At 71.1% G+C, this 14,753-nt stretch carries 10 protein-coding genes; 1 reads left to right on the top strand and 9 read right to left on the bottom strand.

Annotation, left to right across the window (positions count from 1 at the left end):
* Window positions 1–112: 112 nt before the first annotated feature.
* The 9 genes from H1226_RS03665 to eccD form a co-directional block, all read right to left on the bottom strand.
* A complete protein-coding gene (locus tag H1226_RS03665) occupies window positions 113–436 on the bottom strand; it encodes a WXG100 family type VII secretion target (protein WP_258346229.1) in 324 nt (107 codons plus the stop codon).
* Complete coding sequence (locus H1226_RS03660) at window positions 429–899, bottom strand: YbaB/EbfC family nucleoid-associated protein (protein WP_258346226.1); 471 nt, start codon at window positions 897–899, stop codon at window positions 429–431. Before H1226_RS03660 ends, H1226_RS03665 begins: the two co-directional genes overlap by 8 nt.
* Complete coding sequence (locus H1226_RS03655) at window positions 896–2,695, bottom strand: hypothetical protein (protein WP_258346224.1); 1,800 nt, start codon at window positions 2,693–2,695, stop codon at window positions 896–898. The genes H1226_RS03660 and H1226_RS03655 overlap by 4 nt, the downstream gene beginning before the upstream one ends.
* A gap of 4 nt (window positions 2,696–2,699) precedes the next feature.
* Window positions 2,700–5,930, bottom strand: coding sequence for a hypothetical protein (locus H1226_RS03650; RefSeq protein WP_258346223.1), 3,231 nt, complete (start codon window positions 5,928–5,930; stop codon window positions 2,700–2,702).
* Window positions 5,931–6,011: 81 nt separating this feature from the next.
* A complete protein-coding gene (locus H1226_RS03645; protein WP_258346222.1) occupies window positions 6,012–6,458 on the bottom strand; it encodes a hypothetical protein in 447 nt (148 codons plus the stop codon).
* 125 nt (window positions 6,459–6,583) lie between these two features.
* On the bottom strand, window positions 6,584–6,886 hold the full coding sequence (locus tag H1226_RS03640) for a WXG100 family type VII secretion target (protein ID WP_258346220.1): 303 nt from the start codon (window positions 6,884–6,886) through the stop codon (window positions 6,584–6,586).
* Window positions 6,887–6,938: 52 nt separating this feature from the next.
* The gene (locus H1226_RS03635) at window positions 6,939–7,262 is read right to left on the bottom strand and encodes a hypothetical protein (RefSeq protein WP_224958429.1); all 324 of its coding nucleotides are present in this window, start codon (window positions 7,260–7,262) and stop codon (window positions 6,939–6,941) included.
* Between the two features lie 165 nt (window positions 7,263–7,427).
* Entirely contained in the window at window positions 7,428–8,855 is a 1,428-nt protein-coding gene (gene eccB, locus H1226_RS03630; RefSeq protein WP_258346208.1) for a type VII secretion protein EccB, read from the bottom strand.
* Complete coding sequence (gene eccD, locus H1226_RS03625; protein WP_258346205.1) at window positions 8,855–10,264, bottom strand: type VII secretion integral membrane protein EccD; 1,410 nt, start codon at window positions 10,262–10,264, stop codon at window positions 8,855–8,857. Before eccD ends, eccB begins: the two co-directional genes overlap by 1 nt.
* Window positions 10,265–10,400: 136 nt before the next feature.
* On the opposite strand from eccD, the gene eccCa reads away from it, so the two are divergent.
* Entirely contained in the window at window positions 10,401–14,384 is a 3,984-nt protein-coding gene (eccCa, locus tag H1226_RS03620; protein WP_258346186.1) for a type VII secretion protein EccCa, read from the top strand.
* The last annotated feature ends 369 nt before the right edge of the window (window positions 14,385–14,753 follow it).

Raw genomic sequence — 14,753 nt, 5'->3', positions numbered from 1 at the left:
CGGGCCCCCTCCTCCAGATTCGAACCCGGGCGCCCCGCTGCGCCCAAATGGTCAACTCACGTCTTCGCGTCCCTCGTCGGACCGAGCGGCCGCACCACCGGTTGCACCGGGATCAGGACTCGTACCCGGTGTTCTCGACGTTCCGGCGGTTCTGCTCGTCCACCGCGACGAACTCGTCCACCGTCTCGTCCAGCATGCCGGTCAGCTCGTTCACGCCGTCGAGGATGCCCTGGGAGCCTTTCTTGATGTTCTCCGCCGGCTCCTTGTAGTTCCCCTCGAACGCCTTGCCGACGTCGTCGTTGCCCCAGCAGCCGTAGAGCTCCGCCAGCTCGGCGTTGAGCTCGTCGAAGGCGGCGGACATCTCGTCGTGCGCCGTCTTGATCCGCTGGTTGGCGTCCCGCATCCCGTCGGGGTCGAGGTAGAAGTCGTCAGCCATCCTGGCCACCCTTCTCCGAACGGGAATCCTTGCCGGGGCGGTCGTCGTCGTCGACGATGCCGTCCAGCATCGGGGACAGCAGCGCGTCGATCACGCTGCTCGGGTCCACCTTACCCGCGGCGATGCCCGCTAGATCAATTCCAGGCAGGACATCGGATCCCATGAGGTCCGTCATCTTCGCCATCGCCTGCGCGCGGCCCTGCTGGAGCGTCTCCACGATCACGTGGGCCAGCTGCGCCGGGGCCATGTTCCGGTACTTCGTGCCGTTGAACTTCAGCTCGGACAGCTCGCCGCCGCCGTCGAAGGTCATCTCCAGCGAGCGGTCCTTCGCCTGGACCGTCGTCGTCTCGTTCTGGCGGACCTCGCCGATCTCGGCGAGCTTGCGCTGCTCCTGCTCCAGCGCGGCCATGGCCGCTTCGAGGTCCTGGAAGGCGCCGCCACCACTGCGGTTCATCTCGGTCATCGAATCTTCCGCTCCTCCCGGAGACCATTGATGATCTCGTCGATCTGGGCGTTCGCGTCGCCCACCGGCTTCTCCTTCGGCGCCGGATCGTCCTCATCGGACCGCGAGCGGCGACCGACCGCGCCGAGCACCCCGTTGCCGTCGTCCCAGGAATCCCGGTCCGCCGGAACGGGAACGTTCGGCTGCCGTTCCTGGTCGCGCTGGCCACCCGCGCCCGCACCGGCACCCATCATGCCCATCGGGCCGTGCATCGGACCGCCCGGCTGCCCGGTGCCGCCGGGCACCCCGCCACCGGTGCCGGGCATCGCGGCGGAGAGCTCCCCGCCGGGGCGCGGCAGCGTCGGCGTACCGCCCGGGGTGCGCACCTGGCCGAGGTCCAGCGCGGAGCTCGGCGCGCTGCGCGGCCCGCCGCTGGTGGTGCTGTGCGCGCCGGCGGAACCGGCGTCCAGCGGCGCTCCCGCGGTCGTCGACTTCGCCACCGGCGTGTGCTGGCCGGGCTGGTTCCCGCCGCCGGGCGGATTCGCGGACGGGTCCGGCGCCGGGGTCTGCGCGTGCAGCGGCGCGTGCGAACCGGGCGTGTTCGACGACAGCGTGCCCGCCGCCGTCGCGCCCGCCGCCGCGCCGGCGGTGGCCGTCGCGGTGAGGTGGCCCGGGGAGTGGGACTGCAGGAACGGCGCGTCAGCGGTGGATTCCTTGTGCTCCTCCACCGGAGAGCTCATCGTGCTGATCTCCTCCTGCCCCGAGGAGACGTTCTCCTGGCTGGAGGTCTGCGGCCGCTTCTCCTTCTTCCCGGCGGACGCGTCGGTCCCGCCGGTGGCCGAACTCGCGACCATCCGCTTGCCGAGGACCTGCGGCGAGCCCTCCTGCACGCTGCCGGAGCGGGCGGCCGAACCCATCCGCCATCCGCCGCCGGCAGTCGTGGAACCACCACCGCCGCCGATGCCCGCGGGCGACTGCCCGAGCACCGCGGGCGATCCGGTCGCGGAGGCCGCCAGCCACGGGGCGGCGTTCCCGCCGGAGTGTTCCCCCGCACCGCCGCCGCCGACACCGCCGGTCCCGCCGCCGTAGGCCGAACCGTCGCCGGAGCCGTTGCCGCCGATGCCCGCCGGGCTGCCGAAGGTGCGTGCCATCGTGCCGACGGCGCCACCGCCCGCGCCCGGTGCGTAGCCGGCGTCCGACACCTGCGGCGTGCCGTCCGGTCCGTAGTAGACCGCGGTGGAGAACTCCCCGCCGCTACCGGACTGGCCGCCCTCGGCGCCGCCGTTCGCGGTGATCTGGTCCACCGGGGTGCTGCCCGGGCCGGTGCCGGGCAGCGGGGTGAACCCGCCCGCCGCGTCGCCGTAGGAGGTCGCCAGGTCGCGCAGGATCTGGCGGGCCTGCTCGGTGCGGTCCTCGTCGGCCTTCCCGGCCTCCTCCGGCGGGGCGTCGCTCTGCTCGGCCCGCTGCTGCTGCAGATCGCGCAGCCGCTGCTGCGCGGACGCCAGCGATTCGGCGGCGCGGCGCAGCATCGCGGCGTAGCCCGGCTGCTGCATCGCGTGCAGCACGGCCTCGTTCTTCGCCGACAGGTGCTCGGCCGCCTGCGCGGCCTGGTCCATCGACAGCCCCGACAGGCCGACCTCCAGCCTGCGCATGGTGGCGCGCAGGCCGTCGATCAGCTGCTGGAGCCCCGCCGTGGCGCGATCGAACTCGTCGGCGCGCTGGTGGTACAGCTCCGGGTCGCGTTCGTTGATCAGCTGGGCCAGCTGGTCGAAGTTCAGCTGGTCCAGGTTCGACGGGATGGGTGTGCTGGTGGGCACGAGATCAGCTCCGTCCGAGCACCGATGGCGGGTTGTCCTTGTCCTCGTCCCAGACGCCGTCGTCCGCCTTCATCCAGATCTGCGGCTCGCGCTCCTGGTTCTGCTGCCCGGCGGCACCGGCGCCCGCGCCCATGCCACCGCCCATCGGCATGCCGCCCATGGGCATGCCACCGCCGCCCATGCCGCCCGCGGCACCACCGGCAGCACCGCCCGCGGCACCACCCGCGGCCGCGGCCGCGGCACCGCCCGGAGCGGCCAGGCCCTGCTTGGCCGCGACGTCGAACTGGGCGCTCGGGCTGTCGCCGCCGCCGTAGCCGCCACCGCCGTAGCCGCCACCGCCGCCGCCACCGGAGCCGAGGCTGGAGATCGCGTCGTCCGCGGCGGCCTTCGCGGCACCGCCGCCGCCACCGCCGCCGAGGAAGTCGTCCAGTTCGGAACCGGCACCGCCGCCGCCGGTGCCGCCGGAGGCGAGACCGGAGATCGCGTCGTCGGCGGCCTTCTTCGCGTCCTCCATCGCCTGTTGCTGCGCCGGGGAGTCGCCGTCCTGGCCGAGCTTGTCGATCGCGTCGGACGCGGCCTGCTTGGCCTCCTCGGCGCTCGGCGGGGTGCCGTCCTGGCTGAGCCGGCCGATGGCGTCGTTGGCCGCCTGCTGCGCTTCCTGGAGCCGCTGCTGCGCGGCCGGGTCGGCGCTCTTGGTGGTCAGGTCGCCGATGGCGTCCGAGGTCGCCTTGCGGGCCTGGGCGTCGTCGATCGGGCCGCCGGAGTCGGACGGGCTGGCCAGCTCGTTGATCGCGTCGCCCGCGGCCTTCTTCGCGTCCTCCATGGCCTGCTGCTGCGCCGGGGAGTCGCCGTCCTGGCCGAGCGCGTCGATCGCCTCGTCGGCGGCCTGCTTCGCCTCCTCCGCGGTCGGCTGACCGCCGTCCTTGGTGAGCTCGTCGATCGCGTCGCTCGCGGCCTGCTGCGCGTCCTCCATCCGCTGCTGGGCGGCCGGGTCCTGGGTGCCCTTGGCGAGGTCGCCGATCGCGTCGGAGGCCGCCGTCTTGGCCTGGCCCCCGTCCACCGGGGTGTCCTTCACCGCGAGGTCGTCGATGGCTCCGTCGGCCGCCTTCTTGGCGTCCTCCATCGCCTGCTGCACCTCGGGGGAGTCGCCGTCCTGGCCGAGCGCGTCGATCGCCTCGTCGGCGGCCTGCTTGGCCTCCTCCGCGGTCGGCTGGCCGCCGTCCTTGGTGAGCTCGTCGATCGCGTCGTTCGCCGCCTGCTTGGCGTCGTCCAGGCGCTCCTGGGCCTCCGGGCTCTGCGCGTCGCTCTTGAGGTCGTCGATCGCGTCGCCCGCGGCCTTCTTCGCCTCGCCGCCGTCGAGCTTCTGGTCGGCACCGCCGGGACCGTCGGACTCGGTGTTCGGTCCGCCGCTGCCGGAGAGCGAGTCGATGGCGTCGTCGGCCGCCTTCTTCGCGTCCTCCATCGCCTGCTTCTGCTCGGGGCTGTCGCCGTCCTGGCCGAGCGAGTCGATGGCGTCGGACGCGGCCTTCTTCGCCTCTTCCGCGCTGGGCTGCCCGCCGTCCTTGGTCAGGTCGTCGATCGCGTCGTTCGCGGCCTTCTTGGCGTCGTCCAGGCGCTGCTGGGTCTCCGGGCTCTGGCCCTCGCTCTTGAGGTCGTCGATCGCGTCGCCCGCGGCCTTCTTCGCCTCGCCGGTGTCGACGCCTTCGCCGGCACCGCCGCCGGAGCCCTCGCTGCCGGGGCCGCCGGATTCGGTCTCCGGGCCGCCTTCGCCGCCGCCCGCGAGCGAGTCGATGGCGTCGTTCGCGGCCTTCTTCGCGTCCTCGAGGCCCTTGTCGCGCTGGCTGTCGCCCGCGCCACCGCTCTTGCTGCCGGTGCCGCCACCGGAACCGGAGCCCATGCCGCCGGGCATGCCGCCGACACCGCCACCGGTGCCTTCGCCCTCACCGGCGCCCTCGCCGCCACCGGCGCCGGCACCCTCGCCGAGCCCGTCGATGGCGTCGTTCGCGGCCTTCTTCGCGTCCTCGGTGGCCTGCTGGTAGTCGTCGCCCTGGCCTTCGCCGGCGCCTTCACCGGCACCGGCGCCCTCGCCCGCACCGGCACCTTCACCAGCACCGGCGCCTTCGCCACCACCGGCGCCTTCGCCCTCACCGCCACCGGCACCCGGGCCATCCGAGGTGAGTCCGTCGATGGCGTCGTTGGCGGCGTTCTTCGCGTCCTGCAGGCCCTTGTCGTAGTCCTCGCCCTTGCCGGAGCCCTCGCCCGAGCCCTCGCCGGACCCTTCGCCGGAGCCCGATCCGGAACCGGAGCCCTCCCCGGAACCCTCGCCCGAGCCCTCGCCGTCGCCCTCGCCCTTGCCGGTCAGGTCGTCGATGGCGTCGTCGGCGTCGTCCTTGGCGTCCTTCTCGTCCTGCGACGTGTCGTCCTCGTCGTCGCCGGAACCCGAGGAGTCGTCGCCCGAGCCCGAGGAGTCCTCGTCGTCGCCCGAACCGCTGGAGTCGTCCTTGTCGTCCTTGTCGTCCTTGTCGTCCTTGCCGTCCTTGTCGTCCTTGCCGTCCTTGCCGTCGCCGCCGCCGGTGTTCTCGGCGGCGGGGCTCAGCGCGATGTGCAGCGGACTCAGGTCGGAACCGCGCGAGCTGTACTGGTTCGTGAGGTTCGTCAGCAGGACCTTCAGCTCCTTGAGGAGGTTCTCCTCGCTGACGTCGACCGCTTCCTGGACCTTGCTGTCGAACTCGGACTGGGTGAGCTCGGTGGAGACCGCCTCGATCTTCTCGATCGCGGTCTTGCGGCGCGCGTGCTCGTTGTCGAGCGCCTCCCACCAGCGATGCGCGTAGTCCTGGATGGCGTGACCGATGTTGCCGACGGTGGTGGCGTACGCCTGGTTCGTCAGCGTGTTGTAGAGGTCTTCGCTCTCCTTGAACAGATCCGTGGCGTACTTGTTGAACTCGTCGCCCGCGACGCCCTGCATGTGGTCCTGCAGGGCCTTGATCTGCTTGTTGAAGCCTTCGTTGATCTCACCGAGCCGTTCGGTCGCCTTCTTGAAGGCGGCTTCCAGCTCGTACCAGGCTTCCGCGGTCTTGTTGCTGCTCAGACTCGCGTGATCGCCGGTGGCCCCTCCGTTGTGCGTGAGGTCCCAGGTGGCGGCGTCGATCTCTTCCCAGTTGGAGTAGTTGTCGACTGCCATGGGAGGGGCGGAGGCGCTGTAGACGCCCACCACGTTTTCGGCTTTGTCCGCCATCGGGAAAGGTCCTCACAAAGAAGCGGCCCACCGGCCGATCGAATGACTAACGGGATCTGGTACCGCTACCCGGCACCACGCTCAGGCGTTGAGGTTGTCGTTGTACCCGTCGCCGTCGGTCGCGTTGTCGTCGGCGTCGATGTCCGGGTGTTCCGAGAAGTTGTGCTGGTCCTGCTCGGTGCCCTTGTCCAGGGAGGAGATCGCCGTGTCGATGTGGCCGCGCATGTCGGCGACCTCGGCCTTGATCTTGTCGGCGTTCTCGCCGTCGGCGTTCTCGAAGTCGTTCGCGATCGCGGTGAGGTCGGTCTTCATGTTGTCGAAGATGTTCTTCAACCGCTCGGCGTGCGCGACCAGGCCGTTGCGGCGGTCGTCGACGATCCGCTCCAGCCACTGCGCGGTCTCGAAGTGACCTGCGTTGGGCCAGTGCGCCTTCAGCTCTTGGAAGGCCGCCATGTCCTCGGTCAGCTTGCCGATCTCGTTGGCAGCGTTCTTGATGTCATCCGGGGAGAAAGCGGTTTTGTCCGCCATGACCATCCCTACTTACGTGGTGTCGTCAGCATCGAACGTGGCCGCGGAGAGCGGCGGGTGGAGAAGAGCGATGCCGGGCCGAGTCGCGCGACCGGCCCGGCCACCGCAAAGGCGCCCGGCACCGGTCAGCTGTAGGCGCTCATGCGCTTGCCACCGGCCTGGTCGGTGTCCTGCATGTTGGTGGTACCGGTCTGGACGTTCTGCTTCTGCTGCTCGATGTACTGGGCGAAACCGTCCAGCCGGCCGCGCAGGCGCTCCGCCGAGGCGTTGTAGCCGGTGGCGGACTGCCCCTGCCAACCCTTCTCCTGCAGGTTGGTGGCGTCCTTGATGAGCTCGCTGGCGCGCTCGTTGACGAACTCGAGGCCCTGCTTCAGGAAGTTCTGGGCTTCTTCGAGTGCGCCGTAGTCATAAGTCTTGGGGCTGGTCATCTCTGCTGCTCCTCAGTGCGGGATTGCGGATGTTCGGGTGCGCGAAGCGCGATCAGCCGATGAAGTTCTCGATCGGCGTGTTCGTGATCGGCTTGACGTTGCTCTGGTCCTGCTCGGTCTGCTGACCGGCGGTCGAGCGCATGTCCTGCGACATCGCCTGGAGGTCGGCCAGCACGGAGTCCTTCAGGCGGGTGAGGTCCTGCTCGTACTGGTCGACGAGCATCTTCGTCATCTCGTTCGGGCTGCGCTGGCCCACGCCGTCGAGCTGGCTGCGCAGCTGGGTCAGCTGCTGCTCGATCTCTTCGCGGGCGGTGTCGTGCCGACCGGCGACCTGCTGGATTTCCGCTTCGTCAAAAAGTGCGCCGTCAATAGCCACTTGTGCCTCCGTTTGGCAATCGCCGCGGCGGCCCGCCGCAGTTCTCGTGCTCTGTGGATATCGGGTCTAACCCGACTACCAACTTAGATCTCCGCGCAGCCGGTGCGACCCGCGAGTGGTCTTGACCGCGTCAAGCTAGGGACTCCCCTCATCAAACTTGGGAGATCAAGAAGACGGGGATTGGACCTGGGTGGCGGCTGCCGTGCTCAGCACCGGGCCGTTGGGCAGCAGGGCGAGCAGGTCCGTGGGCACCTGCATCACGGAATTCTCCGAGTAACCCAAGGATTTCAGCACGTTCGCGTCCGCCAGCGGGTACTTCGTGCCCACGTCGGTGATGAGGTACGCGGTGCCCGGCGCCGCGCCCGGCGCGGGCAGGTCCCTGGCCAGCACTCCGCCCCCGGCGGGGACGACGATGCGGTCCGCCACGGTGCCCGCGATGTGCTGCGCGGTGTCCACCGCGCCCGCGTTCACCCGCGAGGTCGGCTGCAGCTCCAGCGTCACCTTCATGTTGCCCGAGGCCGAGGACGCGTAGCGCACGCACGGCTGCGAATCCGCGGGCGGGATCACCGTTTCCGGCACCACGCCCGGGAATCCGGTCACCAGGTCCGGCCCCTGCGAGGTCGGCACCCCGGAGATCGCGGAAGGGCCCGCCTGGATCGGCGCGACCTGCATCCCCGGGTAGGCGTCCCGGGTGGACGGTGCGGCGAACAGCAGGGCCGCGCTCATCCGGTTCAGCGGCGTCACGCCGTCCTGCCGCACCAGGTAGAACTGGCTGGAGTCGATGGCCGGGTTGCGCACTTCGTAGACCTGGCCGACGCGGCTGGGCTTGCCGTCGATCGCCGGACCGGCCTGCCCGGCGCCCGGGGTGTCCTGCACCTCGAGGTCGCGTCCGGCCGGGATCGGGTTCAGCCAGGTCGCCGGGACCTCCAGCGGCGCGGTGTCGCCGTAGCCGAGCGCGTCCACCACCGCCGGGCTGGTCACCCGGTACCGCTTGCCCTCCCAGATCAGCTGCAGCGCGCCGTCCGGGGTGCGCACCAGCAGTCCTTGCCCGTGCGTGGCCGCGGTGCCCGCCTGCGCGTCGATCATCAGCGTGATCGTCGGGTTGCCGATCATCTGGTTCGGCGGCAGCGGCTGCACGCACACCGTCCACGGCGTGACCCGCAGCGTCTCCGCGGTGGGGATCGAGTCGGGCGCGTTGGGGATGCCGATCGGCTGCCCCACCGGAGTGCCCTCCATGGACTCCCGGGACACCGAGGACACCGTGCCGCCGGTGTTGCCGGAGGCCAGCTTCGCCGAGGAGTAGTTCAGCGCCGGGTGCAGCTGCCCGTCCAGGTACACGAACTGGGCGCCGGTCTCCTTGTCCATCACGATCGACCCGGCCTGCTTCCAGGAGGTGTTCCCCCCGGGCAGGAACAGGCCGAGGATGCCGAAGACCGCCATCAGCAGCGCCGCGACCAGCACGCCGAACATGGTGCCGTTCTTCACCCTGCGGTTCGGCGATTCCAACGCGTCCGGACGTCCGTGCGTGACCGCGGCGACGAGCCTGCCGACCACGAAGAAGTACGCCTGGACCTGATCCTTGCGTGACTGCATCAGCCGGCCAGCCCTCGCATCTTCGCGTACACGTGCAGGAGTTGGAGCAGCAGCGGCAGCACCGCCACCGCCGTCAGGGATTCGAAGATGTCCACCGCGCGACCCCAGTACGGGCGCAGCCTCCGGTTCGGCAGGAACTCGGAGAGCACCAGCAGCAGCGCGCCCACGGCCTGCGAGGGCAGCCACACCGCGAGGATCGCGACCAGCGGACCCGCCCAGGTCACCACCAGCAGCGTGCAGGTCGCGAACCCGACCGCGGCCGGGACGACCAGGGCCCAGCGCTGGATCGCGCCGTCCGGATGCCGGGAGCGCAGGAACAGCAGCAGCGAGACCACCGCGCCGAACACCACGGTCCACACGTCGGCCTCGCCGACCAGCGCGCCCAGGACCATGAAGGTGAGCGCGGCACCGACGCCGACGTGCAGCGCCCGCGAGTAGCCCACGGTGACCGCACCGCGCTCCACCACGATCTGCTGCCCGATCGGCTCGATCTCCTCGGTCAGCTCGGACGGCGTCGTCGGCAGCAGCGGCAGCGTGAGTCCGGAGAGCCGGAACGACAGGGACGGGATGAACACGCTCAGCACGATCGTCACCACGATGCCGATCGAGGCGGCCTGCTGGCCGGAGGCCGGGCTCACCGAGGCGATCAGCGCCGGGATGCCGACCAGGATCGTGAAGGTGATGGCGGTGGTGAACAGCAGCGACGAGTCCGCGACGCCCAGCAGCCCCACGACGAGCGCGATCAACGCACCCGCAGCCGCGCAGCTGATCATCATCGGCACCGTCGCCACCGGGTCCAGCGCGAGCAGCAGCAGCACGCCGGTCAGCGCCGAGTAGCAGACCGCGACGCCCGTGATGATCGTCGCCAGCACCGGGTTCGCGGCGCCCCGCGCCACCAGCGTCGCCACGGCCAGCAGCAGCGCGGTCATGCCGCCCGCGATGGGCGCCTCCACCGCGACCTCGGTCCCGGCCAGCAGCAGCGGGAAGCCGAGCAGCAGCGCCGCCAGCCCCATCGCCCGCAGCAGCCAGCGGGTCCGGGCCGGGCGCCACCGGCCGGCGTGGTTCTGCACCTGCTCGCCGACGCCGTCGACGAGGTCGTCGTAATCGATGGGTTCGAGCTGGTCCGCCCGCGGGCGGAGGTAGATCGTCTCGCCGTCGAGCAGACCTAGTTCGGCGATCGTCCGGTCCTCGTCCAGCGGCGCCTCGCCGACGCGCTGGGCGACCCAGCCCTCGTGGTCCGCGCCCTGTTCGACCCATTCGGCGCCGAACTGGGGCAGGACGGCGGGAAGCAGGTCCGCCAGCGGCACTTCAGCGGGCAGGGCGACGTCGGTCGACTTCTTGCCGAGGACGAACCGTAGCCTCCCCGAGTCTGTTGTGCGATGCTGGACCTGCTCTTCCGAAATCGCCATGGGTGCCCGGGGTCCTTTCCTGCCAGGTTGAGAGACCGCGACCCGGTCAGCAACGTAACGCTTGCGGGCCCAGACGTTACTGATCAGTCCGTCCCCGCGGACATCCAGGGGATTCCACTCACCAAAGGGAGAGCACGTGAGCACGGTGCTGTTCGCTCGGCGTTCTCGCCGACCGAAACCGACCTCACCGAGCGAGGAGATAGAGATCCAGGAGCCGCCCGCGGTTCCGGAGAACACCGGTGGCGGGATCAGCTCCGTCATGATGTACGCCCCGATGGGGCTCGGCTCGCTGGCCATGGTCATGATGTTCGTGCGCCCGGGGTCGGGGGTGCTGTCCTACATCGGTGGCGGGATCATGATGTGCTCCGCCATCGGCATGATCCTGGTGCAGCTGCTGCGGAACTCGGTGAACCACAAGCAGAAGCTGCACGGGTTCCGCCGCGACTACATCCGGTACCTGGGGCAGCTGCGCCGCCAGGTGCGCAAGGCGCTCACCAGCCAGCAGAAGGCCGCGCGCTGGATCCACCCGGACCCGCGCTCGCTGTGGTCGCTGGCGCTGGGCTACCGGCTGTGGGAGCGCCGCCCGGCCCACGACGACTTCGGCGAAGTGCGGATCGGGCTCGGCAAGCAGCGCTCCGCGACGAAGCTGGTCCCGCCGGACAGCAAGCCGATCGAGGACCTGGAGCCGCTGTCCGCGCACGCGCTGCGCCGGTTCCTGCGCGCCTACACGACCTTGTCGAACGCGCCGATCGCCGTGTACCTGCGCGGGTTCAGCCAGATCCGGTTCCGCGGCGACGAGGAGGCGGTGCGCGGCCTGGCCCGCGCCATGCTCGCCCAGCTCGTCACCGCGCACGCACCCGGCGAGGTGCGGATCGCGCTGTGCGCGAGCGAGCAGCGCCGCGACGACTGGGACTGGCTGAAGTGGCTGCCGCACAACCAGGGCGAGGGCCGCGACGCCGCGGGCTCGCGCCGCCTGGTCGGCGAGACCATGACCGAGGTCGAGGACCTGCTCGGCGGCGGGGACTTCACCTCCCGGCCCCGCTTCGAGGCCGACACCCCGGTCACCCCGGGCGAACCGCTCGTCGTCATCGTGCTCGACGGCGTGCAGCTGCCCGCCGACCACCGCGTCGGGGAGGAGGGCTACCGCAACACCGTGGTCCTCGACGTCGGCGAAACCCTGCCGTGGCAGGCGAAGGCGGACGCGCTGTTCCTGGAGGTCGAGCCGGAGCAGGTCAGCACCGTCACCTTCGACCGGCTCGGCAAGCCCGCGGGCAGCCCGCTGTGCCGCCCCGACTCGCTGAGCACCATCGGCATCGCCGCCCTCGCCCGCACCCTGGCCCGCTACCGGGTCGGCGAAGCGGTCGCCGAGAGCGACGAACCGCTCGCCGGGGACTACGAGCTCGCCGGGCTGCTCGGCCTCGGCGACGTGCGCACCTTCTCCCCCGCCAAGTACCGGCGCGAGCGGATGACCGCGAAGCGCAGGCTGCGGGTGCCGATCGGCATCGCCGCCAACGGATCCCCGCTGGAACTGGACATCAAGGAATCCGCCGAGGACGGTTCGGGCCCGCACGGCCTGTGCATCGGCGCCACCGGTTCCGGCAAGAGCGAGCTGCTGCGGACCCTGGTCGCGGCGCTCGCCACCACGCACACCTCCGAAGAGCTCAACTTCGTGCTCGTCGACTTCAAGGGCGGTGCGGCGTTCCTCGGCTTCGACCAGCTGCCGCACACCTCCGCGGTCATCACCAACCTGGTCGACGAGCTGGAGCTCGTGGACCGGATGCAGGACGCGCTGACCGGTGAGATGAACCGGCGCCAGGAGCACCTGCGCGCCTCCGGCAACTACGCGTCGCGGCGCGACTACGAAGCGGCGCGCCAGCAGGGCGTGCAGCTGGAGCCGATGCCCGCGCTGTTCATCGTCGTCGACGAGTTCAGCGAGATGCTCTCCAGCAAGCCCGAGTTCGTGGACGTGTTCGCGATGATCGGCCGGCTGGGCCGAAGCCTCGGCGTGCACCTGCTGCTCGCCTCGCAGCGGCTCGACGAAGGCCGCATCCACAAGATCGAGACGCACCTGTCGTACAAGATCGGCCTGCGCACGTTCTCCGCGATGGAGTCCCGCTCCATCCTCGGCGTCCCCGACGCCTACGAGCTGCCCAGCGGACCCGGCAACGGCTACCTGCGCCCCGACACCACCACGCTGACCCGGTTCAAGGGCGCGTTCGTCTCCGGCACCTACCGCACCAAGCGCCAGCGCAGCACCCGCGCCGAAGCCGAGCAGCAGGTGGTGGCCTTCGGCACCGACTACATCGAACCCGCCAAGCTGCCCGAGCCGGAACCCGAACCGGAACCGGACGCCGACGAGCCGACGCAGACCGTGCTCGACGTGCTGATCGAACGGCTCCGCGACATCGGCCCGCGGGCGCACCAGGTGTGGCTGCCGCCGCTGAAGAAGTCCCCCACCCTCGACCAGCTGCTGCCGCCGCTGGTGGACCACCCGGTGCTCGGGCCGCGTCCGGTGGGCGACCTGCAGACCGCGAACCTGCACGTCCCGGTCGGCCTGATCGACCTGCCCGCGCAGCAGCGGCGCGAACTGCTCACCGCCGACCTCAGCGGCAGCCGCGGCAACGCGGCCGTCGTCGGCGGCCCGCAGACCGGCAAGAGCACCATGCTGCGCACCTTGATCAGCGCCCTGGCGCTGACGCACAGCGCGGCCGAGGTGCAGTTCTACTGCCTGGACTTCGGCGGCACCCTGGCCTCGCTCGGCAAGATGCCGCACGTCGGCAGCCTCGCGAACCGCCTCGACAAGGACCGCGTCACCCGGACCGTGCTGGAGGTGACCAACCTGCTGGCCAAGCGGGAGACGCTGTTCGCCGAGCACAACATCGACTCGATGGCGACCTACCGCAAGGCGCGGCGGGCCGGCCGGTTCACCGACCTCGACCCCTACGGCGACGTGTTCCTCGTCGTCGACGGGTGGTACACGATCCGGCAGGACTTCGAGGAGCTCGAAGACCGGTTCACCGAACTCGCCGCGCGCGGGCTCAGCTTCGGCATCCACCTGCTCATCGCCACCAACCGGTGGGCGGAGATGCGGCCGTGGCTGCGGGACGTGCTCGGCACCCGGTTCGAGCTGCGGCTCGGCGACCCGGTCGACTCCGAGGTCAACAGCAGGCTCGCGGCGACCGTGCCGAACATCCCCGGCCGCGGCATCACCACCGACCGGCTGCACTTCCTGGCGGCGCTGCCGCGCATCGACGGCGACCCGAGCAACGACGACGTCGCCGACGCCACCACCGAGCTGTCCGAATCGCTGGCCCTGCCCGAGGCGCCGGTCGCGCCGCGGGTGCGGATGCTGCCGGTCACGCTCGCGCCGGAGGAGCTCCCGGCACCGACCCGCCCCGGCGGGGACAAGGAGCTGCGGATGCCGCTGGGCATCGAGGACACCGGCCTCAACGTCCAGTGGTACGACTTCGACACCACCCCGCACCTGCTCATCTACGGGGACGCGGAGTCCGGCAAGACCAGCGTGCTGCGGCACATCGCCAAGTCCATCGCGGCGACCTACGGCCCGAACGAGGCCCGGGTCATGTTCGGCGACTTCCGCCGCGAACTGCACGACTCGATCCCCGCGGAGAACCAGATCGAGTACGCCGTCGGAGCGGACGCGCTGGGCAACTCCATCGCGAACGCGGCGCGCGGCCTGGAGAAGCGGATCCCCGGGCCGGAGATCCCGCCGAGCAGGCTGCCGAAGCGCGACTGGTGGAACGGCGGACGGCTGTTCATCATCATCGACGACTTCGAACTCGCCGAAGGCGGCATGGGCGCGGGCATCCTGCAGCCGCTGAACTCGCTGGTGCCGCACGGCGCCGACGTCGGCGTGCACCTGATCCTCGCGCGCAGCACCTCCGGTGGCAGCCGCTCGATGAGCAACCAGGTGATCCGGCGGATGTGGGAACTCGGCACCCCGGCGATGCTGCTGTCCTGCCCGAAGGAGGAGCGGTTCCTCGGCAACCTCAAGCCGCGGACGCTGCCGCCGGGGCGGGCGCAGTACATCAACCGGCGCCGCACGGTCCGGCTGGTGCAGACCCCGCTCGTCCCCGGGCCGCCGAAGTCCCGGGACTGAGCCTCCGCCGCCCGCCCTGTTCCTCAGGGCGGGCGGCGGAACCTCGCCGCCCGCCTTCGCACTCGTGTTGCGGAGCGCTCGGGCAGCGGGACCTCAGCGGTTCCCCCGCTGCCCGCTTCGCCGATGCGGCCGCACCCGGCCGGACAGGCGGTCAGGTTCGGGGACAGGCGGTCAGCGCCCTCCTGGCCGCGAGATCGTCCTCACCGGTGGCTCCGCCGCAGGGGGGAACGCCGCCCTCGCGAGGGGGCGCCGAGAACCCGCGGCCGCGTGCGCGGCGCCGCTCAGCGGCTGCGCCGTCGGCAGGACGACGACGTGCCCCGCCCACCTGCGGTTCCGCTCAGCGGCTTCGCCGGTGGAGCGGAGGTGCGG

The organism is Saccharopolyspora gregorii (genome assembly GCF_024734405.1).
In the GTDB taxonomy this organism is placed as follows: Bacteria; Actinomycetota; Actinomycetes; order Mycobacteriales; family Pseudonocardiaceae; genus Saccharopolyspora_C; species Saccharopolyspora_C gregorii.
This window is presented reverse-complemented; position numbering and strand designations above follow the sequence as displayed.

Excerpts from the sequence above, each read along its gene's own strand:
- H1226_RS03650 (WP_258346223.1), bottom strand. The coding sequence starts at position 5,930 with ATGGCGGACAAAGCCGAAAACGTGGTGGGCGTCTACAGCGCCTCCGCC.
- H1226_RS03660 (WP_258346226.1), bottom strand. The coding sequence starts at position 899 with ATGACCGAGATGAACCGCAGTGGTGGCGGCGCCTTCCAGGACCTCGAA.
- H1226_RS03645 (WP_258346222.1), bottom strand. The coding sequence starts at position 6,458 with ATGGCGGACAAAACCGCTTTCTCCCCGGATGACATCAAGAACGCTGCC.
- H1226_RS03665 (WP_258346229.1), bottom strand. The coding sequence starts at position 436 with ATGGCTGACGACTTCTACCTCGACCCCGACGGGATGCGGGACGCCAAC.
- H1226_RS03640 (WP_258346220.1), bottom strand. The coding sequence starts at position 6,886 with ATGACCAGCCCCAAGACTTATGACTACGGCGCACTCGAAGAAGCCCAG.
- eccD (WP_258346205.1), bottom strand. The coding sequence starts at position 10,264 with ATGGCGATTTCGGAAGAGCAGGTCCAGCATCGCACAACAGACTCGGGG.
- eccB (WP_258346208.1), bottom strand. The coding sequence starts at position 8,855 with ATGCAGTCACGCAAGGATCAGGTCCAGGCGTACTTCTTCGTGGTCGGC.